At 59.9% G+C, this 23,200-nt stretch carries 12 protein-coding genes; 6 read left to right on the top strand and 6 right to left on the bottom strand.

What is annotated here, in order from left to right:
- The first annotated feature begins 3 nt into the window (after positions 1-3).
- Positions 4-951, top strand: a complete 948-nt coding sequence (locus M1P90_RS12955) for an ABC transporter permease (protein WP_483703073.1) — start codon at positions 4-6, stop codon at positions 949-951.
- A gap of 78 nt (positions 952-1,029) precedes the next feature.
- Here M1P90_RS12955 and M1P90_RS12950 read toward each other — a convergent pair whose 3' ends face one another.
- The 5 genes from M1P90_RS12950 to M1P90_RS12930 form a co-directional block, all read right to left on the bottom strand.
- A complete protein-coding gene (locus M1P90_RS12950; RefSeq protein ID WP_483703072.1) occupies positions 1,030-1,866 on the bottom strand; it encodes an alpha/beta fold hydrolase in 837 nt (278 codons plus the stop codon).
- A gap of 7 nt (positions 1,867-1,873) precedes the next feature.
- On the bottom strand, positions 1,874-11,878 hold the full coding sequence (locus M1P90_RS12945) for a GAF domain-containing protein (RefSeq protein WP_483703071.1): 10,005 nt from the start codon (positions 11,876-11,878) through the stop codon (positions 1,874-1,876).
- Between the two features lie 176 nt (positions 11,879-12,054).
- Positions 12,055-13,011 carry a response regulator gene (locus M1P90_RS12940; protein WP_483703070.1) on the bottom strand — a complete coding sequence of 319 codons (957 nt, stop codon included), beginning with the start codon at positions 13,009-13,011 and terminating at the stop codon, positions 12,055-12,057.
- A 12-nt stretch (positions 13,012-13,023) separates the two neighbouring features.
- The gene (locus M1P90_RS12935; RefSeq protein ID WP_483703069.1) at positions 13,024-14,421 is read right to left on the bottom strand and encodes a DapH/DapD/GlmU-related protein; all 1,398 of its coding nucleotides are present in this window, start codon (positions 14,419-14,421) and stop codon (positions 13,024-13,026) included.
- Between the two features lie 189 nt (positions 14,422-14,610).
- Positions 14,611-15,258, bottom strand: a complete 648-nt coding sequence (locus M1P90_RS12930) for a V4R domain-containing protein (RefSeq protein WP_483703068.1) — start codon at positions 15,256-15,258, stop codon at positions 14,611-14,613.
- Between the two features lie 274 nt (positions 15,259-15,532).
- Here M1P90_RS12930 and M1P90_RS12925 point away from each other — a divergent pair, with 274 nt between their 5' ends.
- From M1P90_RS12925 to M1P90_RS12910, 4 genes are all read left to right on the top strand, one after another.
- Entirely contained in the window at positions 15,533-16,969 is a 1,437-nt protein-coding gene (locus M1P90_RS12925; protein ID WP_483703067.1) for a hypothetical protein, read from the top strand.
- A gap of 357 nt (positions 16,970-17,326) precedes the next feature.
- Entirely contained in the window at positions 17,327-18,505 is a 1,179-nt protein-coding gene (locus M1P90_RS12920; protein WP_483703066.1) for a glycosyltransferase family 4 protein, read from the top strand.
- Between the two features lie 297 nt (positions 18,506-18,802).
- Positions 18,803-19,918, top strand: coding sequence for a glycosyltransferase family 2 protein (locus tag M1P90_RS12915; protein ID WP_483703065.1), 1,116 nt, complete (start codon positions 18,803-18,805; stop codon positions 19,916-19,918).
- Between the two features lie 15 nt (positions 19,919-19,933).
- Entirely contained in the window at positions 19,934-21,091 is a 1,158-nt protein-coding gene (locus M1P90_RS12910; protein WP_483703064.1) for a glycosyltransferase, read from the top strand.
- 59 nt (positions 21,092-21,150) lie between these two features.
- Here the strand turns inward: M1P90_RS12910 and M1P90_RS12905 are convergent, their stop codons facing one another.
- A complete protein-coding gene (locus tag M1P90_RS12905) occupies positions 21,151-22,365 on the bottom strand; it encodes an IS701 family transposase (protein ID WP_483696970.1) in 1,215 nt (404 codons plus the stop codon).
- 110 nt (positions 22,366-22,475) lie between these two features.
- Between M1P90_RS12905 and M1P90_RS12900 the strand changes: the two genes are divergently transcribed.
- Positions 22,476-23,186 (top strand): class I SAM-dependent methyltransferase, encoded by a 711-nt coding sequence (locus M1P90_RS12900; RefSeq protein WP_483703063.1) that lies wholly within the window; start codon positions 22,476-22,478, stop codon positions 23,184-23,186.
- Positions 23,187-23,200: the final 14 nt, after the last annotated feature.

The following is a 23,200-nucleotide window of genomic DNA, read 5'->3' as shown; positions in this document are numbered from 1 at the left end:
GCTATGGCGACAACCACCCCCACCACAGCCGCGGTCGCGCCAGCGGCGCTTCTGCCCACCCGCCAGCCCGAAAGCTTGTGGCGTCAGGCTGCGCGCGCGTTTTTTCGCCAGCGCTCGGCAGTGATCGGCCTGACAATTATCGTTCTGCTGGTGCTGATTTCGATCCTCGCGCCGCTGCTCGCGCCCTATAATCCCGAGCAGGTGCTGATTGGTGTGGAAGATGTGCAGAAGCGCTCGGCACCCTGTATCCACGCCTTTGGCTGCCCGGCCGCGCAGCCGCAGCACATCATGGGCACCGATGGCAACAATCGCGACGAGCTGAGCCGCATCATCTACGGCGCGCGGATCTCGCTGTATGTGGGCCTGATCACCGTGGGCTTTGCGATCATCGTGGGCGTGCTGCTGGGCGCGCTGGCCGGCTATATTGGCGGCTGGTTCGACAACCTGGTGATGCGCATTCTCGACGTTTTGCTGGCCTTCCCCGCGCTGCTGCTCGCCATTGCAATCGTGAGCGTGCTTGGCCCGGGCCTGATCAACGCCATGCTGGCGATTGCGATTGTGTCGATCCCGGCCTACGCCCGCGTGATGCGCGCCAGCGTGCTTTCGGTAAAACAGGAAGAGTTTGTGCAGGCTGCCCGCGTCGTCGGTGCCGGCCCGATTGCGATTCTGTTCCAGCACGTGCTGCCCAACGCGATTTCGCCGCTGATTGTGCAGGGCACGCTCGGCATTGGCACCGCGATTCTGGAAACCGCCGCGCTGTCGTTCCTGGGCCTGGGCGCGCAGCCGCCAACGCCCGAATGGGGCTCGATGCTCAGCGCCGAGCGCAACCAGCTCTTCAGTGCGCCACACCTGGTTTTCTTCCCCGGCCTGGCGATTATGGTGAATGTGCTGGGCTTCAACCTGCTTGGCGATGGCCTGCGCGACGCGCTCGATCCACGCCTGCGGCGATAGCAGAGGCTGGCTGGAAAATCAAATGCGGCGCTTCCTCAAGCTCAGGAAGCGCCGCTGTTGTGTTGGTGGACCGGTACGCTACATATAATCGAACTGACTGACGCGCCGCCGCCACTCGGCCTTGATCTCTACCGGCGTGCCTTCGCTGGCCAGAAAATCGAGCAGCAGGCGGTTAAACACATTCGGCTGGTCGAGGAAAGGAAAGTGATTCGAGCGCCGCATTTTCAGCACTTGCAGCGAACGATACTCGTCGCGCAGTAAATCGGCCTGATCGCGGCTGACAATGCTGTCGTTCTCGCTGTACACTGCCAGCACTGGCGACTCGATCCGCGCCAGGTCGGGCCGCAGGTCGGTCTTCAAAATTGCCGCCACCACGCGCTCGACCACCTGCTCGGAAAGGCTGTCGGTGTCCTCGATAATCTCTTCCTTGATCTGCGGGTCGTCGACGTCGATCTGGCGCATCATCTTCGACCAGATGTTGGTGGGGTTGCTGCGCCCAAACAGGCGCGACAGCAACGCGCCCGGCCGCACCGAGATCGCCTGCGCCCCGTGAATGGGCGTGTTCACCGTCATGATCTTGCCAAAGCGTTCGGGGTTTTCGTTCGCCGCGCGGATGGCGATCATCCCGCCCAGGCCGTGCCCGGCCAGGTTCACGCGCATCAGGCCCATATTATCCATGAAGCCCAGCAGCATCGCGGTATATTCGCTCAGTGAATAGTCGCTCTCGTGTCGATCGGATTCGCCGAAGCCCCAGAAATCAATTGCGTAGGCGCGATTACGCTCGGAGATATGATCCATCGTGGGCAGCCAGTAGCGCCACGAACCCAGCCAACTGTGCAGAAACACAATCGGCGGGCCGCGCCGGCCAACCATTTCATAATGGACGAGTCGATTGTTGAGATGGATCGCGCTCACGGTTTACTCATTCGTCGGCGAGCCGCGCTTGCGTGTCGCCGTCGGTGGTTTCGGGCTGCGTCAGCGGCAGCATGAAACTAAACGTACTTCCCTGGCCAAGTTCGCTTTGCACCCAGATCTCGCCGCCATGCAGCTCAATAAACGACTTCGCGATCGAAAGACCCAGGCCTGTGCCGCCTACTTCGTCGCGGAGGGGATTATCTGCGCGGTAGAAGCGCCGGAACAGGTGTTGCTGCTGCTCTGGCGAAAGGCCCACGCCGGTATCTTCCACATCAATCTGCAACAGCCCGGCCGGATTCTGGAATGCGCGCAGGTGCACCGTGGCACCGGGATAGGTATATTTTACCGCATTCGACACCAGGTTGAGTACGACCTGTGTCACACGCCGCAAATCGGCCACAATCAGCGGCAGGTCGGGCTCGATATCGACAGAAACGTCGGTCTGCTTGCGCTCGATCTCGGCGCGCAGCGTTTGCTGGGCATCCTGAAGCACTGCGCCCATGTCCACATTCTCGAAGTTGAGCTGGATCTTGTTGGCGTCGATGCGGCCAATTTCCAGAATGTCGTTGATCAAGTCCATGAGCCGATTGGCGTTGTTCTTCACCACGCTCAGGAACGATTGCTGGCCTTCGGCGAGTGGCCCCGCCGCGCCAAGCAGCAGCAAATCCACATAGCCCTTGATCGACGTGAGCGGCGTGCGCAGCTCGTGCGACACGCTCGAAATAAAGTCGCGCTTGGCGCGGTCGGCCTCGACCTCGCGCGTGACATCGCGCAGCACCGCCACGCTGCCGTAGCGAATGCCATCGGGCCGCGTTACCGGCGCGAAGTTCATCATAATTGTTTGCGGCGGCGCAGCCAGATCGATCATACGGCTTGAATAGCTGCCAGTTTCATCGAGAACCTGCAAGCCGTCGTTCAGGCTGGCAAAAATGCGCTCGGCGCGCGCGGGCGAGACATTTGGGTCGCTGAATACTTTGATCGCGTCGAGCGGCTGCTGCAGCGCATAGGCGGCTGGAATGTGCAGCACTTCTTCGGCGGCTGGGTTGAACAACACCACGCGCTCTTGCTCGTCGAGCACAATCACGCCTTCGGTCACGCTTTGCAGGATCGCCTGGCTCTTGCTGGTTTCTTCGCGCTGCTGCGCAAACAGCTCCGACATGCGCAAGCCCTGCTCGGTGATAAACGAATACAGCTCGGCGTTGTGGATCACGATTGCGATCTCGTTCGCAATCGTGGTGATCAGCTGAATTTGCGCGGGGTCGAAGTAGTTGACTTTCGGGCTGGTCAGCATCAGCACGCCAAGCGTTTCGTCCTTGGTGCGCAGGGGGATGGCAACCGCCGAGCGCACTTCATCGGCGCGGCCCTGTTCGCGCACCCAGCGCGGGTCTTTTCGCACATCGGGCACGCTGATGGTATTTTCCTGCTCCATGGCCCAGTCGGCCAGGCCGCCGCCCTGCGCAAAGCTAATGGGAATATAGGTCGAGCGCACGCTGCCGTCGCTGGTGAGCACGGCCCGGCAGATCAGCGATTTCGATTGCGGGTCGCGCAGCATGATCGAGCCGCGCTTGACGCCAATTGCCCTGGAGGTCAGACCAAGCGATTCGGTCAGCGTCGCTTCCAGGTCGAGCGTTTGCGAGAGTTCCAGGGTAATCGAGTGCACCGCTTGCAGGCGCTCTTTTTCGTCCGACAGCAGAGCATTCGCTTCGGCGAGCGCGGCGGTGCGTTCTTCCACGCGCTGCTCGAGCGCGGCGGCGAGCTGGCGTACTTCTGAGAAGAGGCGACCATTGCGGATGGCCTGGGCGGCCAGGCTGGCGAGCGCAAACGCAAGCTGCGCGTCTTCTTCGTTGTAGGCGCCAACATCACTGCTATCGACAGTCAGCAGGCCAATCACTTCATCATCGATCAGCAGCGGCGCGCCAATCCAGCCGTGAATATGCTCGGAACCTTCGACCGGCACAAAATACGGGTTGATTTGCGCGTCTTCTACCACCAGCGGCTGGCGCGTTTCGATAATATGCGCCATGGTTCTGTCGGTGGCTAGCTCGATCGTGAGCTGCTCGACTTCCCGGCGGTGTGTTTCGTCGAAGCCACGCGTGGCCTGAATTACCAGTGTTTCGCCTTCGCGCAGCATCAGCGAAGCGGTGTCGTAGGGAACCACGCGGCGCAACTGCTCGAGGATGAGGTGGGTAATGTCGTCGAGCGCGAGCACGCTGGTGAGCGTTTGCGCCACTTCGCGCAGCGTGTCGGCGGCGCGGCGGCGCGATTGTTCGCTCTGGAACAGGCGCGCGCTTTCGAGCGCCAGCGCCGACTGTGTCGCCAGCAGCGACATCAGCGAACTTTCACGGTCGTTCCAGTTACGCGCGCTGCGTGTGCCAAGTATCACCACGCCAAGCGGCTGCTCGCGCGGGCCAATCAGGGCACAGAGCGAACTGCGCAGCCCAAGCTCAAGCAGCATCGACGTGGGCGGCACAACGCTGCGCACGCTATTCAGCATCAGCGGGCGGTCGCTTTGTAGCAAGCGCGCAACCAAAGGCTCGGCGTCGGCGGCAAACTCGCGGTCAACCGTCTCGGGGTGATCGCTGTCGACCAGAATCTGGTGCGTAGGCTTCAGCCGCTCATCGAACACCAGCACGCCGCACACGCTTCCCTGCAGCAGGTCGAGCGTGCTGCATGCAATCGCATAAACGACCTCCTGCTGATCGAAATTGCCGGCCAGCGCCTGGCTGATATCGTAGAGCGCGGTCAGTTCCTGCACACTCTGGCGCGATTCGCCAAGCAGGCGCGCGTTTTCCAGCGCAGTTGCGCCCCACGATGCAATCGTCGAGAGCAGGCGCACATCTTCGGCGCTAAACGCCTGCGCGTTCGAGTAGTGCTCGATGCCAATCACGCCAATAATATGATCCGCCGCGATCATTGGCACGCCCAGCCACGATTTCGCCAGCGGTTCCGGCTGAACGATGCCGTGCTGGGCGAGTTGGGCGTGGAGGGCTGGCTCGTCGAGCAGCAATGGCTCGCGAGTGCGGATGACATCGTCGGTCAGAATAATCTGCTGCCGGCTTGGCTCGCCGTTGAGACGCTCGCCAAATGCATACACCAGCGGAAATTCAATCGAGCGACGCCGCTCATCGTAAAGCGCAATATAGAAGTGCAGGGTGTCAAGCAGGCGGCTGGTCTGGCGGTAGATCATTTCGATCAGATCGTCGTGCTTCGACACTGCGCTGAGCGACTGGCCGATCTCGTTGAATGTCGCCAGCTCGTTGATACGGCGGCCACGCTCCTGGAACAGGCGCGCATTATTGATGGCAATCGCTGCCTGGTTGGCAACTGTCGAGACAAAGCGCAGGTCGTCCTGGCCAAAGGCATGCTGCTCGTAGCTCTGGATGTTGATGACGCCAAGCACCTCGTCGCCCAGCAGAATTGGCGCGATCAGGTACGATTCTTCTTCTCTGTCGGCACGCCCGATGCGCATTTCTTCTTCACTGGTTTTGAACTGGCCGAATTCTTCGACTGTGCCAACCAGAATCGGTTGCTTGTGCGTAATCACCCAGGCATTCGTGCCAATGCCGCCGCTCCCGACATAATCGGGCTCGAACGATACTGGTACGCCACTGTCGTAGACAATTGGGTAGGATAAAATGCCCTGCGCTGCGTCGTAGAGCGCAACATACGAGGTGTTGACATCGATAACCTGCCCAAGCTCGGTGTGCAGGCGTTCGAGCACATCTTGCAGATCAAGGGTGGAAGTAACGGCATTGCCGATATCGCGCATGGCGTTGGCTTCGCGCAGGCGGCGCCCGCGCTCGGCAAACAAATGCGTTTTTGCTAAGGCGGTGGCGGCTTGGCTTGCCACTGTGCTAAGAAAGCGCGCATCGTCTTGGTCGAACGCATTTGGCTCGGCGCTGCGCACACTAATAATGCCCAGCACCTGTTCGCCTTGAATTATCGGCACCCCCAGCCAGGAAGCAAGGTTGGCCTGCTCGGGCTGCAGCGCGCTAACTTCGGCAGCCGTGCGCAGCAGAACAGGCTTTTGCTGCATAAGCACATGCCGCTCGAGTGCTGCCGAAGGGCTTTCAAGATCGGCATCGGGCACGTCACTAATCTGGCGATTATTCGTCCACCAGATCGGGAAGCTGATGTGCCGGGCGAAGTCGTCGAACAGTGCAATCGCGGAATTGCTGGTATCAAGTACATCACTCATGCCGCGGTGCAGGGCTTCCAGCAGTTCGCCCTGCTCCAGGGTCGCGTTGATCGACTCGCTGATGCTGTTGAGCGTCATCAGCTCGGTGATACGGCGCTCGCGTTCGGCGAACAAGCGCGCATTCTGCAAGGCAATCGCCGCCTGGTCGGCCATACCGGCGAGCAGTTGCTCCTCGTCGCGCGTGAAAATGCGGCGTTTGATCGTCATCACGCTCAGCACGCCGATTGTTGCGCCGCGATAGTTCACTGGCACACCCATGAACGAAGTGTAGCTGTTGGCGCGATTGAAATCGGGGTAGAGCGACCCGCCTTCGCGCTCGACATCGGCTACCACCAGGGCTTCACCGCTGGCAGCCACGCGGCCAGTAAGGCCCTGCCCAACTGGCGGGCGCAGCTTCTGCGAGACCTCGGGCGAAATGCCCAGCATGGCGGCCGGCTCAAGCAGATCGGCGTCAGAGATCGTCCACAGCGCCACGGTATTGACGGCCAGGTGGCGGCCCACCAGCTCCATCAGGTTGTCGAGCACCTGCTGCGGGTTGAGGGTCGAGCTTAGCAGGCGCGCGGCTTCCAGCAGCGTTTCGAGCTCGCTGACCTTGTGCTGCAGCGCGGTAGCGCTTTCCTGCGCCGCGCCAAACAAGCGCGCATTTTCAATCGCCGTCACCATCTGGTTGGCGATGGTCTGGCACAGCTCGATTTCCTGCTCGCTGAACTGGTGCTGCTGGCCGACGAAGTCGATGCCAGCCGCGCCAATCAGGCGGTCGTTCACAATCAGGGGCAGCAGCGCCACCGAGCGAATATCGAGGATGCGGAACATCTCGTGGGTGAGATGCAGAATCGGATCGTTCAGCGCATCGTAAATAATCAGCGGCTGGCGGTGCTGTTCGAGCCAGCGCACCGACGGGTTATTTTGCAGCGGAATATAGATGCTCTTGGCCTGATCGGGGGGTGTAGGCACATATTCGGCGGCGATGGTCGCGGCCCCTTGCTCATAATCGTAAAGCACAATTCGCACCTGGCTGGCGCCAGTGGCGCGAACCAGTGCTTCGGTGGCAGCCTGGTAAATCGCTTCGGCTTTGAATGTTGAGGACGCAACCGTCGAAACGTGATTAAGCAGGCCAAGATGCTGCACCTGGTCTTGCGCTTGCGCAAAGAGCTGCGCATTCTGCACGCCAAGCGATACCTGCGCCCCCACGCTCACCAGGAAATCGTGCTCGCGCCGGCCAAAGGCCTGGAGCATGCGGCTGCTGATCCCGAATGCGCCGATTGGCGTACCGTCGTAGGCAACAATCGGAATGCCCAGATACGACTGCACCCGGTCGTCGATCGGGCCGAGAAAGCGTGGGTTCAGCTCGCTTTGCCGGGCGGCCGCTTCTTCAATATTGTCGAGGTGGAGTGGCTGATTATGGCGAATGATCCAGCCGGCCAAGGTGCCAGTGCTGATCACTGCAATATCTTCTTCCTTGTCGAGCAGCTCAGCATCGCGATCGAACACCAGCGCGCGCGCGACACCGCGGTCGTGGTCGAGCAATGTAATACTGGTACTATCGGCACCGATGGTGTTGCGCAGAACCGTGTGCAAGCCGCTGACCATGGGCCGCAGATCAAGCGATGAACTGGTAACGCGCCCAATCTGGCTGATTGCGTCAAGCTCGGCAATGCGCCGTTCGCGGTCGGTGAACAGGCGGATATTCTGTACGCCCAGCGCCAGCTGGCTGGCGACCGTGCTGAGAAAGGCCATTTCGCGTTCGCCATAGCGGTTGGGTTCGTAGCTTTGCACCGACAGTACGCCAACAATATCGCCATCACCCACGAGCAGTGGCACGCCGAGCCACGAGGCAGAATGCTGCTGCGTATTGCCAAAAAATGTTGGGACACCATTTTTTGGGCGCTCGGTGCGCAAGTCGGTGAAAAGGAGCGGCGCGCGGTGCTTGATAATCCCCTCGACCAGGCCGTTTTCAGTTGGCGGCAGATTATGCACTTGAAATTCGCGGCTGCCAACGTCGATCATCAGGCCTTCCTGCAGCAGGTTAGCGCTGCTGCGGTAGGTCATTGCAAAAAAGGCGTCCAGCGACAGAAAATCGGTCAGGCAATCGTACACGCCATTCAGCATATCCTCGATATTGAGGGTTGCGCTGACGATATTTCCAATCCGGTTGATGATCGCCAGTTCGGCCAGGCGTTGTTCGCGCTCTTCGAACAGGCGCACCTTTTCAAGCGACACCGCCAGTTGGTTCGCCAGGGTGGTGAGGAATTGAACATCACGCTCGCTGAACGCATTGGGCTTGAGGCTCTGCGCGCACATCACGCCAATAATCTGATCCTGGTTGCGCAGCGGCATGCCGAGCCACGAACGCACTTCAGAAGAACCCAGGCGAATTGGCTGCGTTGGCAAAGTCGCGCGTTCGGCGGGCAGATCGCGTACATACAGCATCTGGCCCGATTCGATGATCCAGCCGGTGAGGCCACTGCGTGCTACCGTGGTGTGGTGGTAGGCGGGAACGATCCTGCCTTCTTCATTAAACAGCTCGTAGCGCATGGTTTTGTGCTGGCTGTCGTACGAAAGCACAATGAAGAAGGGCAGCACGCCCAGGTAGGCGGTCACTTCCTCATACACGCGCTGCAGCAGCGCGTCAAGGTCGAGCGTCGATACAGCAGCGGCGCTGGCACGCGCGAGCGCCGTCATCTGGGCGGCCTGGCTGCGGGCCTCGTTCAGCAGTTCGAGGTTTTCGAGCGCGTTGGCGGCTTGCTGGGCATAAATTTCGAGCGCCTCGACGGTGCGACGATTTGGGCGCTGCCGGTCGTAGGGGTTGTCGACCGAAATCAAGCCGAGCAGATTGCCGCGCGTGCTGTACAGCGGAATAAACAATTCATCGCCGGGCTGCCATTCACCTTCCGAGCGCATTTCGGTAATCGTCGTCAGCGAAACATCGCTGATATCGACATCCGCAATCAGCTCGTTCAGCTCGTCGTGTGGCAGAAAGAAGCTCCGCCCGACGCGAAAGCGCGGATCGAGGAAGCGCAGCACAACCTCAAGCGGCAGGCGGCCTTGTTTCAAACGTTCGATTTCTTCCAGGGGAATGCCTGCTGCGCTGGCCACGCGCATCACATCGGGCCGGTCGCGGTCGACGATGTTGATCACAACCTCGCGGAAGGCGGTTGTGTCGGCGATGCTAAAAGCAATCTGCTCGAGCATTTCGTCGATCGAGCGATCGGCGCGCATAGCCTGGCCGATGTCGAGCACTTCTTTGAGCAGGCTGGCGCGCTGCTGGAGTTGCTCGCGCTGGCGCACCTGCTCGTTGTAGCGCTGCGTGTTGCCAATCGCCAGCGCCGCCTGGTCGGCCAGGGCGCGCATAAACTCCAGCGCGTCGTGCGAGAAGGCGTGGGCATGGGCGCTGTGCAGGTTCACAATGCCAACGACCTGTGCTTCGTAGTAGATCGGCATGGCCAGAACTGAGCGCGCGTCGGGGCCAAGGCCGGCCAGTCGATCATCGGTTTCGATCTCATCGACCAGCATCGGCTCGCCGCTTGCCAGTGCGGCGTCGGCAATTGTGCCGCTGCCATCGATTGGCTGATCGATCAGCTGATTGACAAGATTGGCGTCGAAGCCGTTCGCAGCAATAACCCGCACAGTGCCGGCGTCCTGCCCATTACCGATGATAATGCGACCGCCTTCTTCGAGCGAAAACGCGCGCATTGCTTCTTCAAATGCGAATCCTTTGCGCAGCGCAATATAGCCGTTGTGCGCCCCGGTGGCACGCAGCGCTTCTTCGAGCGTAAAGCCGAGAATGTGCCCGAGCGACATATTCGAGGTAAGCTGGCGGCTGATGCGCTGAAGGGCAGTCACCTGCTGCACCCGGCTGCGCAAATAGTCGTCGGCCGCCTCGTAGCGGCGCACATTGTTGATGCCCTGCGTTACCTGCGCGGCGACAATCGTCAGCAGGCGCTCGTCGTCGGCCGAGAAGCTGTTGGGTTTGTTGCTGAACAGTTCCAGCGTGCCAAGCAGCTGGTCGCCACTGTTCAGCGGCACGCCGAGGTAGCTGCGGATCGTCGAGCCATCGGCCAGCGTGGTGAAAAGCGGGCGCACAGGCGCCTGCTGGAAATCATCCAGCCGCAGCGAACGGCGGTGGTGGGCAAGCCAGCCCGACAGCGCGCCGCGCAACAGTTGCGTATTCGGCTGCGATTCTGGGCGGGTGCCGCGTGTCATCACGACCTGCAGTGACTGTGTGCCAGCATCGAATATGCTGATTTCACTGCCGGTAAAAGGCATGAGCGACTGAACACCCACTAATGCGGCTTCAAGCAGCTCGTCAAGCGAAAGATCGGCTTCGAGGTGCTTGCCAATATTCTGAAGCTGCTCAAGCTCGCTGGCACGCCGCTGTTCTGCCAAGTAGAGCTGCGTATTGACAATCGCTGTTGCAATTTGCCCGGCCAGCGTTTGCGCAAGATTGATTTCGGCACGGGTGATCGGCTGGGGGCGCTGCGCAAAGCCAATACTCATCAGGCCAACTGCGCGCTCCTTGATTGAGAGGCCAAAGACGAGTACTTGCTCTGCTGGTGCAAGGTGCAAAAGGTTGACGAAAATCGGCGAAGTAGCATTGTTGCCGGCTTCGATCAGGAATGGCTCGTTGCTGTGCAGCAGTTCTTCGAGCGGGCCAGCAAGCTGAACCGGGGTTTGTCGATCAATCTGATCGCCAGGTTCTTCCAGAGTATAAGCGGCTGCCTCATAAAGCAGCGTTGCGTCGTCAGGGTCGATCAAAAAGATTTGGCAGCGCCTGGCGCCCATCACCAGAACAATATTTTCCGCCACGCGCACCAGCATTGGCTCGATACGCAAGGTTGAGCCGAGCATCTGGCCGTTTTCGTAGAGCACGAAAAGCTCACGCGCGCGCTGCTGCTGCTGTGTGACAAGCTGGGCGTTACGCAATACCAGCGCGGCCTGCTTCGCGAACGTTTCGATCACCTGCTGGTCGTGCTCGGTAAAGTGCGCGGTGGGGATTGTATGCGCCAGCAGCAACACGCCGATTCGCGCATCCTGAACAATGAGCGGGATGGCAATGGCGGCGCGCAGGCCCTCGTGTTGAAAGATCGGCAGACGGTGCGGGTAACGCTGGTAATCCTCGGTGATAACGGGCGTGCCTTGCAGCAATGCCTGACCAACCATGCCCTCGCCGCGTTGCAGGCGCAGATCTGGGTAGGAGCCGCGCATGCCATAGCCGCCCATCAATTGCAGGCTGCCATCTTCGGCAAGCGTGTACATTGTGCCCACTGCCGTGCCACTCAGGCCCACGGCGCGCTCAATCAGTGCGCGCAGCACGCTTTCGAAATCGAGATGCCCCGTCAGATCGAAGCGCAGGGCTGCCGTAGCCTCGATCATGGCCTGCTCGCGCCGCCGCTCGCTATTGCGCTGAAAGAGCGTAATCAGCAGCTCAAGCTGGACGCGCAGGGCATGCACCAGGCTCGCGGGCAGCACCGCCTCGGCTTCGTCGTTCAGGCCAAGCAGCAACAAGCCCGCCGAATCATTGTTGTAAGCCAGCGGCAGCACGATCTGGCGGCCCGGGATTGACTGCGGGTTTGCCAGCAAAAGTGCCTGCTCTTTTGCCTTGATACCCCAGCGCGCCATGGTTGGCGCGTTTCCTGTGCCTTGTAGTAGGAATAAACCCCAGGGGCAGGGCAGGCGGTTGTGAACAAGCTCAACGATGCGCTGTGCAAGATCCGCAGCACTTGGGAGCGCCGCAATATCATGCCCACAGCTGGCCAGATCGGCGAGCAGTTCCCAAGCGCGTACTTGGGGCGAGGCGAGAGTTGTGGTGTCCATATCCAGGGGTTTGTGCTCCTTCCAGCATAACAGTAAGAAACCGCTGCTGGATGGGTATAGTGACGTGATTGTGTAGGAGCTCTTCTTAACAGCCGGATGAGTTGCCGCCCGCAACACGGCCTGTTTCTTGGCGCATCGCTTTTGCCGCAAACAAGGCCGTATCGTGCTCAGGCGCGTTAGTCGTCGGCTGCGCGGCCAAAACTGACATGGCTTTTGCGGCCAAGCTCACGCGCTTCGGCCAGGGCGTGCTGGCGCACATCTTCAACTGTCTCGCTCAGCTCGCGAATATCGTAGAACGGGCCATCGGCGCTGGTGAGCACCCCGATTGAAAGCGACATGAGCGGCACCTGCCGTGGCGTGCCCTGATCGTCATTCACGACAATAAAGCCATTTCGTCGGTCTTTATAGTTGTACTGCAAACCAATCTCGGCGTCGAAACGCTCGCACATACGCGTTGAAATTGCCTTGAGGTGCTCGGGCGATGACGTAATCACGAAATCGGGGCCGACTACCATTTGGCCAATGAAGTCGTTTGGCCCGCCAAGCTCGTTGATAACTTCATTCAGCATCAGCGCCGTGAACTTCAGCACATCTTCGCCAACAACCGCGCCATAGGCCTGGGTGAAGGTTTCAAAGCCATTGATATGGGCCTGTGCCAGCGCCCAACCACCAGTGCTTGCCACCAACTGGCGATACTGTTCGTTGATGAGCTCGGCCGTCGGCAGGTTGGTGACGGGATGCGCCAGGTTTTTCTGGCGGGCACGGTCGAGCGCGCCTTTGACGATGGTGTGCACTTCTTCGATATCGAACGGCTTGACGATGTAATATTCTGCCTGCACCTCGCCCAGGCCGCGAATACGATCCTGCTTTTCGCCGCGCGCCGTCAGGAAGATGATCGGGATGTGGCGGGTGCGCGCGCTTTGCCGCAGGGAACGGCCAATATCATAGCCTTCCATGTCGGGCAGGTTGACGTCGAGCAAGGCAAGATTTGGCGGTGTTTTGCGGCAAATATCCAGCGCGACCTGGCCGCGCATTGCCGTCATCACCTCGTATCCCTGCGAGGTAAAGTAGATCTTGAGCAGGCTGGAAATGTCGGGTGCATCTTCGACAACAAGAATCTTATCTTTGCTCACAGAAATATCCTCCTAGCGGCGCAGTCGCGCTGCTTCTGGCCACGACATCTGAAACGGTTCGGTTGATTCTGGCTTGGCCGGCGGCGTGGGGTGTTCGAGCACACGCGGCCAGGTATACACCGTGCGCAATGGCTCGCCCGCCTCGTCGACTTCAAGATCATCAATATTCCGCATTGCCTGAACATTGCGGCTCACTACGGCCTCGGGGTCGGCGTAGATCAGCGTCGTGTTCGAGCCGATCATGCGGGCAGGGTAGACCACAAAGCCGCTGCCGATTTTGCAATTGTGCCCCACCGCCGAGCCAATGACGGGCAGGCCAATTTCTTCCTTCTCGGGCTGGGTGGCGCCCTTGCGCAGGTGGTAGGTGTGCAGCGGCTGGTTGCGCAGATCGAAATCGGTGAAAATATTGCCTGCGCCAATAAAGGTATTGCGGCCAACCACGCACATCTGCAAACAGCTCAGCTGCGCAACCATCGAGTTTTCCATCAGGGTGGTCATAAACAGCGCGGCATTCCACGGCAGGTAGCAGCGGTCGCTCACGACGCTGAGCATCACCTGCGAGCCTTGCATAATCGTGACGTTCTTGCCAATCAGGCTGTTTGTAATCACCACGCCCGCGCCGATCGTGCAATTATCGCCGATGGTCGTTGGGCCGTGGATGGTTGCGGTCGGATCGATCGAGCAGTTTTTGCCGATTTTCACCAGGCGCGAACTTGCCAGAAAGTGGTTGCGCCAGCGCGGCGCAAGCGGGTTAATGCGGTCGAGCAGCGTCGAGAACGACACCGCGAGCTTTTCCTTCCAGCTTTCTTCAGCGCGCTGCTCGTGGATACGGCCCAGCGAAAAGACGCCAAATGGCGAGTTCGCCAGGAACACATGCACCCAGCTTTCGATCGACAGAAACACCCGGCGCGGCACCTGGAAAATCAGGTCGCCCTGATTTGGGGCCATGTAGGTCGGAATATGATAATAGCCCATCTCGCGGGGCTCGGTGTCGATGATCAGCGGCTGGGCTTCTTCCGCCACGCCATACGGGTAGTAAAAGAGGTCGGCGACGTAGACATTGTGCTGGATATCAAGCGTAATGCCGTCTTGCAGGCGCAGGGCGTGGGTTGTGATCGATTTGTCATCGCGTGCAAAGGCAATCTGGCAGGCGTGGCCGCTGGCCTTGGCCTGTTCAATGAAGGTATCGATCAGTTCGCCGTTAAAGAAGAGGTTGTCCCGGTAGACGAGTAGCTCTTCGCGATCGCTAGAAATTTCAGACGGGGAGTCCACTTCTTCTGCGCCGCGGCAATGGTGCGCCAGCAGATCGCGCTGGAGCAGCCAGAGTGGTTTATTCAGGATGCGGAGATCGCGGGCCGGCTCGCCGAAGGGGGGGATCGGTGTGCGCTCGCGGATAACGATGCGTTTCATATGCTAGGTTCCCCTTGATGTCGGCCGGAGGGCGTAGTAGTTGAAGACCTCCTCCGGGGTGATTCACCCCTTTTACTATACAAGATAGCGTCACTGTATCTCAAGGCGATGAGATTACATTCGCATTACGCACGCCCGACGATACCTTTGCAGTTTGTCAGCTTCGCGAAGTGCAGCGCACGCTCATTTTCAGTCGATGGCGTCTTTGTCGATGGCGAAGGTGCAGGTGGTGCCACCCATCGCGCGGCACTCGATCTCTTCCATGTGGAAGGAATGCCCGCCAGTCACCCACGTCAGCGCTTCTTCCAGAATACCCTGCGCCAGGTGGCAGCATGGCTTGTCGCTGTGCCGGCCCCAGCACACCGGGCACTTCTCGATGATGTAGAGAAACTGCCCCTTGCGCTCTTCCACCCGCGTCGGCTGATCCGAAAAACGGTCGAAGGTCTGCGCGGTCGCGTTCAGCGCGATCTTCATTTTCATGGTCATCGGCATGAGCTTGAGCGCCAGGTCGGCCATGCCGAGCAGCGGGCCAAACTCCTTCAGGCCGAGGTTGAAAGCGTAGCGACCGGCGCGCAGCTCCATGCCGCGTGCGCCGCGCGGGCCATACATCGTCTCGGTCGATTTGGAGATGGTGGTCAGGTCGGCAAAAGGAAACTCGCGCTTGAGGTTGGAGGGCGGGTAGGTGTTGACCAGGTGGCGCGCGCCAGCCAGGTTAAGCAAGGCGTTGACGCCGTTGCGGCCCATCACGTCCTCAAGGCTGATCAAATACAAGCGCCCGATCAGGTTCGGGTAAAAGCGCGGCTCAAGGTCAGTTGCGGTGCCACGGTCCTCTGGCATTGCCCGGCTCCTTATGGGTCTATTGCAGCAAGGAAAAGCTGAATGTGCGGCCCAGAAAGCTCCGTTCATTGTACACGATGCGATGTTGGTAGTCAACCGCATCAGAAGGACTTCGGTGGGGTGAATCGGTAGTACTCGCAGCGATTTCGTGTGGTGAAAATATGCCGTCGCGGCCGTTCGGCCTGTCTGATTTTGCAGTTGCTGATTTGTTCAGCCGTGGAAGAAGCTGGTACAATCGTAGGCGCTTGCGAAGATGCCAGGCGAAAGGGCTGTTGTGAGTATTGCGCGCAGAATCTGGAGTGCGACCGCTGAAAAAATCGCTTCATTCGACGCTGCATTGCTCGTGGTCGCGCTGCTGGTGGTGGCGCTTGGCGCGGCGCTGATGGGCGTGCAGAGCGACACGTGGTGGCAGCTGCGCACCGGCCAGGTGATCCTTGTGACGGGAAGCGTCCCAACCCGCGATATTTTCAGCTCGACCGTGCCGGGGGCATACTGGCCCAACCACGAGTGGCTGGCGCTGGTGATCTTTTATGGCCTCTACGCGATTGGCGGCCTGCCCGCGCTTTTGTTCGGCTGCACCGCGCTAGTAGTGCTGGCATGGGCGGGGATTGTGCAGCTGAGCGAGGGGTCGGGGCGCGTGCGCGCAGCCGCCGTGCTGCTGGCCACGCCTGCGCAGTCGGTGATCTGGAGCGCGCGACCGCACCTGTTCTCGCTGCTGCTTGTGGTCGTGGCGCTGCTGCTTCTGGTACGGCCACGCCTGCACTGGCTCTACCCGCCGCTGTTTTTGCTGTGGGCAAACCTGCATGCCGGCGTAGCCTTTGGCGGCGTGGTGCTGCTGGTGGCGGCGCTGTTGGCCTTCGCAGGCGATGCGCGTGGCGGCTGGCGGGCCGTTGTGCGGCGCTCGAGTGCGAGTGTGCGTTGGGCGATGATCGCGCTGCTTAGCGGCCTGGCTACGGCGTTGAATCCTTTAGGCTTTGGGCTGTGGTGGTATGTGCTCGATTCGTTTGCCGACACGACGCGCACCTACCTTTCGGAATGGCAGCCGCCCAACCTGCGCTGGCCGGCGAGCTACCCTTTTTTTGGGCTAGTGGCGCTGACGCTGGTGGCAGTGCTGGTGTGCTGGCGAAGCTGGCGTGGCCAGCGCGACTGGACGCTGCTGGCCCTGGCGCTGCTGTTCGGCTGGCTCGGCTTTCGCTCGATGCGCCACACAGCTTTTTTTGCGGTGGTGGCTGCCCCGCTGCTCAGTCGCCCATTTCGCGAATGGCAGCCGCTGGCGAAGCAGGCTGGCGCGCGCCGCTGGGCGAACGGTGGCTTGCTGGCCGCGCTGTTGTGTGGCGGCGCGCTGATTGTGGGCCGGGCCTGGGCGGCGATGCCAGCGCAGCCGCTGAGTGATGCGCTCGTAGCAGTGGTGCGCCGCTGCCCTGGCACGCTGTTCAACACCTACGACACGGGCGGCCCGCTGATTTGGCAGGTGCCCGAGCGTCCAGTCTTTGTCGACAATCGGCAAGATCCTTACCCGGCTGATCTGCTGTTTCGCGCGGCACTGGCCGAGCAACAGGGTGCGTACGAAGAGCTTTTTGCGCGCTACAATGTGCGCTGCGCGCTCGTTCCGGCGGCTGGCCCGCTGGCACAGGCGCTGCGCCGCGACGGCTGGCAAGCCTTGTTTGCGGATGGCAGGCTGGCGGTGATGCAAACTGCTGGCGCGCGCTAGTGCGCTTTCAGCGCAGGGGTTGTGGGATGGGGAATAGAATTTAGTGATTCCAATGCGAAAATTCTTTTCTGGTTTCCGCACCGCTTTCTTGATAATTATAGCGATTTGCAGAACAATTGACCACTCATTACTCTGGAAATACGCTATTTCATACAATGGGCAAGCGTCCAGGAAGCTCATCTGGTTATCAGGTTGAAGCAAAACTGGCTTGAGCTTCCTGGAAGCTGAGTACAGGGAAATTTATTTTCCAAAGTACTCATGGAGCGTCAAGAAACGCGTGCTTTCTGCATCCTGCCGACTGCAAACAGCTATAGAGCTGCAAGTGTTTATTCCATAGGGATGAGGGAGAACGAACGCATGGCTGGCTCGGCATTACGGATTGCAATGCTTGCGCCGTTCGGCATACGGCCGAAAGGAACGCTCTCGGCGCGCATGCTGCCGCTGGCGCAGGCGCTGGTGCGGCGCGGCCACAACGTGGCGATCGCCGCGCCGCCGGTGCAAAACCCCGCAGACGCTGGCACATGCGTTGTTTATTCTGGCGTTCCCGTCACGCATATCGCACTACCATCGTTGCCCGGGCCGGCGCACGTTGCGCAGCAGGTGCTTGCGCTGGCCCAGGCCGCGCGCGCCGAACGCCCGGATGCCGTGCATCTCTTCAAGCCAAAAGGCTATAGCGGGCTGGCAGCGCTGCTGCTGCGCGCCTGGATGCCGCGAACACCGCTGGTGGTCGATACCGACGACTGGGAAGGCTGGGGCGGCTGGAACGACCTGCTGCCCTACCCGCGCGCGGCCAAACAGCTCTTTAGCTGGCAAGAGCGCGACCTGCCGCACCGCGCCGCCGCCGTGACCGTGGTGAGCCGCACGCTCGAAGCGCAGGTGCAGGGCTTTGGGGTGCTGCCTGAGCGCATCTTCTACCTGCCCAATGGCATGGCAAACGCGCCGTCTGCGCGCGCCGCGCGCCCCGCCACAGCGCCGCCCACCATTCTTCTCTACACGCGCTTCTGGGAATTTGCTGTGCGCGATGCCGTGGCTGCGCTGGCGGGCATTGTTGCTGGCCGGCCGGATGCGCGCCTGCTGGTGGTTGGTAAAGGCGAGCGCGGCGAAGAACGCGAGCTTCTGCGCCTGGCCGAGCGCGCCGGCCTGCGCGCTGCGATCGATTATCGCGGGTGGACTGAGCCCGCGCAATTGCCCGAACTGCTGGCTTCGGCGGATGTTGCGCTGGTGCCAATGGACGACACACTGATCAACCGGGCGCGCGGGCTGGCCAAGCTGCTGGAACTGATGGCGCTGGGTTTGCCGATTGTAGCAGCGCGTGTTGGGCAGGTGGAAGAATATCTGGACGGCGGCGAGTGCGGCCGGCTGGTGCCACCCGGCGATCCCGGCGCTTTGGCGCGTGAGGTGCTCGCGCTCCTTGGCCACCCTGATGCTGCACGCGATCTTGGCCTGCGCGCACAGCGGCGCGCCTGGAACGAATATTCCTGGGAGCGGCTGGCGCTGGTAGCAGAGCAGGCATATCAGCGCGCTGGCCTACAGTAGAGCTGTTACCGTTTCGTTACCAAAACGGCATGCCAACCTCGCCCATCTTGCCTAACAATAGGCAGGCGCAGAAGCAGGGGGCTGACGTATTTCCCCGACAATCAACGGTGCCGCCGTTGCGCATTTACTCACATTCCTTATGAATTGCCCTGCAAGAGCTTGCGTGCGCCTGCGCGGCTGTGCAGCCTGCCAGAATAGTGCCACAAATTGGCAGAAAAGTCCTATGGACGTTGCCCAGGACACAAACTACAATCGGGGTTACCAGCGTCAGCTTGTTAAAGAAGGGTGAACATTGTGGTGGAATTCGTAACAAGCGAAGAGCGCCGCGCACCAACACTGCCTGCGTCGGTACTACCCCCGCCCGCGCATCTCGCTATTCCCACGGAAGATTCGGCCGCCGCGCTGGCGTTTTGCCAGCATCTGGCTGGCATGCTCGCGGGCTCGTTTCGCACTATCAGCACCAACGCGCCAGCACAGCTCGCCATCGCGCCCGAACTGTCGGTTGTTATTCCTGTGTTCAATGAAGAAGCGAACCTTAGCCTTTTGTACAGCCGCTTGAAGCACACGCTTGGCGCGCTTCAGGCCAGCTACGAAATCGTCTTTGTTGATGATGGCAGCCGCGACGCAAGCCTGGCCATGCTGCGCGAGCTGGCCGCCGCCGACCCGTGCGTGCGTGCGATTGAGCTGGCGCGCAATTTCGGCCACCAGGTCGCAATCAGCGCCGGCCTCGACCACGCGCGCGGCAAGGGCGTCATTGTGATGGATGCTGACCTGCAAGACCCGCCCGAAGTGCTGCCACAGTTCATTGCGAAATGGCGCGAAGGCCACGATGTGGTGTACGCCATCCGCGAGCAGCGCAAAGAGCATGTCTTCAAGCGCGCTGCCTACGCCGCCTTCTACCGCCTGCTGCAACGTGTTGCGAACATCGAAATTCCGCTCGACGCTGGCGATTTCTGCATCATGGATCGGCGCGTGGTCGAGCTGCTGACGAGCATGCCCGAGCGCAACCGCTTTGTGCGCGGCATCCGCAGCTGGGTGGGGCTCAACCAGGTGGGTCTGGCATACGAACGCCATGCGCGCCACGCCGGCCGGCCCAAATTCACCTTCACGCGCCTGGTCTACCTGGCGCTGGATGGACTGGTGTCGTTTTCTTTCCTGCCGCTGCGCGTAATCACCATGCTGGGCCTGGCAGTCTCGTTTGTTTCGCTGGTGCTGGCGCTGTTTTATGCCATCAAGAAGCTCACCGTCGGCCTGAACCCGCCCGGGTTCGCAACGCTGGTGGTGGCGATCTTTTTCCTGGCTGGCATGCAGCTCATCACCATTGGCGTGATTGGCGAATATGTGGGCCGTATTTTTGAAGAAGTGAAGCGCCGGCCATTGTATGTCGTGCGGCGCACTAGCGGTGGCCAATAATCCATGCGTATTCTCATGCTCGACAATGAGTTCCCGCCGTTAGGTGGGGGCATGGGCACGGCCAACGAAGCACTATTGCGGCGCTATGCCCACGACGCCGATCTCGAAATCGACTTAATCACTGCGGCGCTGGGAAATCGGCTGGAAAGCGAGCAATTTGCAGCGCGCATCCGCATGTTCAAAGTGCCGGTGTGGAACAAAAATATTCACCACTCGACGAATCGTGAATTGCTCCTTTATGCTGCGCAAGCTCTGCCGGTGGCGCTGCGATTGCACCGCGCCCACCCATACGACCTGTGCTTTGCCTGGAGCGCCGTGCCAGCGGGTGGGGTTGCGCTGGCGCTGCGCCGGCTGGCAAGGCTACCCTACATGGTGTGGGCCAGCGGGCCAGATATTCCTGGCTTCGAGCAGCGCTACCAGGCGATCTACCCGCTGCTGCTGCCGGTGCTGCGCCAGATTTGGCGTGGCGCAACCCCGCTGGTAGCAAAATGCGCCCAGGAAATCGACATGATCCACGCCGCCGATCCACGCGCCAGAGTGACGTATGTGCCAAACGGCGTGGATCTGGCGCGTTTCCAGCCTGGCTCGCCCGCCCCCGCTGGTGGGCCACTGCGCGTTACCTGCGTGGCCCGCCTGATCGAGCGGAAAGGGCAGCACCACCTGATCGAAGCGATCAAGCGCCTGGCCGATGACGGTGTGGATGTGGTGCTGGATCTGGTAGGCACTGGCGATGCGCAGCCGGCCAACGAGGCGCTGGCGCGCCGCCTGGGTGTGGCCGAGCGGGTGCATTTTGCTGGCTATGTGCCGCGTGAACAGATCGCGCAACAATTTGCAAAGGCGCATGTGTTTGTGCTTGCTTCATACAATGAGGGAATGGCGATTGCCGCGCTTGAAGCCATGGCAGCGGGCCTGCCGGTTGTGCTGACGCGCACTGGCGGCACCGAAGAGCTTGTGGAAGAAGACGTGAATGGCCTGACCTTCGATTGGGCCGATGTTGACGCGCTTGCTGCCCACCTGCGCCGCCTGGCAGGCGACCGGGCGCTGGTGCGGCGCATGGGTGTGGCCTCGCGCGAGCGAGCGCTACAGTTTTCGTGGGATGCGATTGCGGCGCGGTACCGCGAGATTTTTGAACAAACAGTGCCGGCCAACGCCATAGCCTCACGAAGTTTGTGAAACGCTGCAGGCGAGCGTGGCTTGCTTATGCCTAAGGTTTTGCAGAAATAGGCGAAAGCTCAGGGTAAAGCCAAACGGAGCTTGATATCGGACAGAGTCATGCCTTGGTGCGATTGTTCGATGGCCCAAGCAAGCGTTTTGCCCAAGGTCTCGCGAGCGATGGTGCGACAGGACTCGCCAATGGTCATCAGGCGTGTGTGAGCCCATTCGAAGGCACGATCATGCTTCAATTGGCGCATCAGAGCCGTGTACGCCAGGACGACGAGGTGCATGTGCCTGGTCTGGCCCATCCCGTCCCTGAGCTGACACTCGCCCATGCCCAAATGCTGCTTCCCGTCCCGATGAAAGGTCTCCGTCCCTGTCCAGCGCTTTTTGTAGACCTTCAAAATGCGATGAGCTTCCCACTGGGTTCGGTTGCTGATCAGGATCTTGCGTGGCGTCGCAGCTTCTGCTTCTGACCACAACACCAGAATACGCACTGGGTGGTTGACATTGGGCAGACGAACGGACTTGGTGAAGTACCATTGCGTGTGACCGCCGACCGTAAACTTGGTGCGAACAAGCGGCGTGAGCGTTTTGACCCACTCAGTCACGCTGGTCTGCTTCCCGCTGACTACAATCACTCGGTTGGCTTTCAAATCACCGATGTAGCTGCGACCTTTGGCGTGGAGGGTGTTCATAATTGGCGCGTTGGTGAAGTAACTGTCGAAGGTGAAGTCGCCCGGTATGTCCTCAGCGACAACCCAATCGATCAGTTCCTTAGCGAGGTCGGTGTGATTCTTGAACGGGCGCTCGTCGTCGCACTGCTCGCGCTTGCGGAAGCGCCGGAAATCGAGCGGATAATGCTTCCCACTCGGGTTGACGTAGTTGGCAAACAGGTAATCGTGGGCGATCAGGTGGCGTTTGTCGGCATGGTCCCAGAAATAGCCGACATCCTCTATCAGTTTGCCGTCATGATCTATCAAAGTGTTATCGATCGCGATAACGCCGTCGTGACGATAGCGCGTTGCAGCGTCCTGTTGAAGCCATTCGAGCCGGTGCGCGTTGATGCGCTGGACATCCCAGGGCGCTTCAGTCAACCATCGATTGAGAGTGGATTGGTCGGGTGGGGCGGCAAACTCTCGCGTGATACCGCTCACGGTCTTGTGCTCCGCTACAAACAGCCCGGTCAGGTATTCGGCAAAGTGGCGGCGTGAAGGCTCATTTGGAAACAGGTCGGCGAACTGGACCAGCAGTTCCTCGACCACCTGTGGTATCGCGACAATTGCTGGCACCTGTGCCTCCCAACTGGTAGACCAACGCTCGCCTGATCATATGCTCAGAAGCTTGTTGCCGCAAATCTGCAAAAGTCCAGTTATGCGGTAAAGAAAGGCTGAAACCTCGAATGACGGCAGTGAACTATGAATCAATTTGGACCGATGTATGGGGTGACATGCAGCGTTATGGCCCGGTACACCGCCACCACCGGCGTATTTTTAGCGACATGCTCCGCAAAATTCCCCATGAGCAAATTCGTACTGTTGCTGATATTGGCTGTGGCGAAGGATCGAATTTGTTTTATTTGAAGCAAGAGTTTCCACAGGCAAACTTATATGGCTTTGATGTCTCGGTTAACGCTATAAAGCAGGCAAAGCGTCTGTTAGATGCTGAATTTGCAGTGATAAATATTGAATATGATTACCCCGAGAAGTCTTTTGATTTTGTTATTTCGTCGGATGTGATTGAACACATTGTAGATGATGAAACCGCGCTGCGCAATATATATAAAATAACAAACAAATATGCTCTTATTGCCACAGTACAAGGCCGAATGCGCTCTTTTGAAAAATCAATTGGCCATATTCGCAGCTACGACTATGGGGAATTCCCTGCAAAGATGCGCTCAGTTGGCTTTAAAATTGAGCAAGTTGTGGAATGGGGGTTCCCTTTCTTTTCGCCCATATATCGTAGTATGTTTGATATGGTTGCTGTTGAAAGCGCCAGCCACGGCACGTATGGGGTTATGAAACGAACGATTTGCCAGGCCCTGTATGCTTTGTTCGCGCTCAATCGTCATGATCGGGGTGACGTTATTTTTGTGCTTGCCAGTAAATAAACCTGCTAATGGAA

The organism is Kouleothrix sp. 19917 (genome assembly GCF_057073505.1).
Note: the sequence above shows the minus strand (reverse complement) of the source record. Positions and strands in the feature narration are given on the sequence as shown.

Coding starts and splice junctions, on each gene's coding strand:
- M1P90_RS12900 (WP_483703063.1), top strand. CDS start 22,476: ATGACGGCAGTGAACTATGAATCAATTTGGACCGATGTATGGGGTGAC.
- M1P90_RS12920 (WP_483703066.1), top strand. CDS start 17,327: ATGGCTGGCTCGGCATTACGGATTGCAATGCTTGCGCCGTTCGGCATA.
- M1P90_RS12930 (WP_483703068.1), bottom strand. CDS start 15,258: ATGCCAGAGGACCGTGGCACCGCAACTGACCTTGAGCCGCGCTTTTAC.
- M1P90_RS12935 (WP_483703069.1), bottom strand. CDS start 14,421: ATGAAACGCATCGTTATCCGCGAGCGCACACCGATCCCCCCCTTCGGC.
- M1P90_RS12955 (WP_483703073.1), top strand. CDS start 4: ATGGCGACAACCACCCCCACCACAGCCGCGGTCGCGCCAGCGGCGCTT.
- M1P90_RS12945 (WP_483703071.1), bottom strand. CDS start 11,878: ATGGACACCACAACTCTCGCCTCGCCCCAAGTACGCGCTTGGGAACTG.
- M1P90_RS12910 (WP_483703064.1), top strand. CDS start 19,934: ATGCTCGACAATGAGTTCCCGCCGTTAGGTGGGGGCATGGGCACGGCC.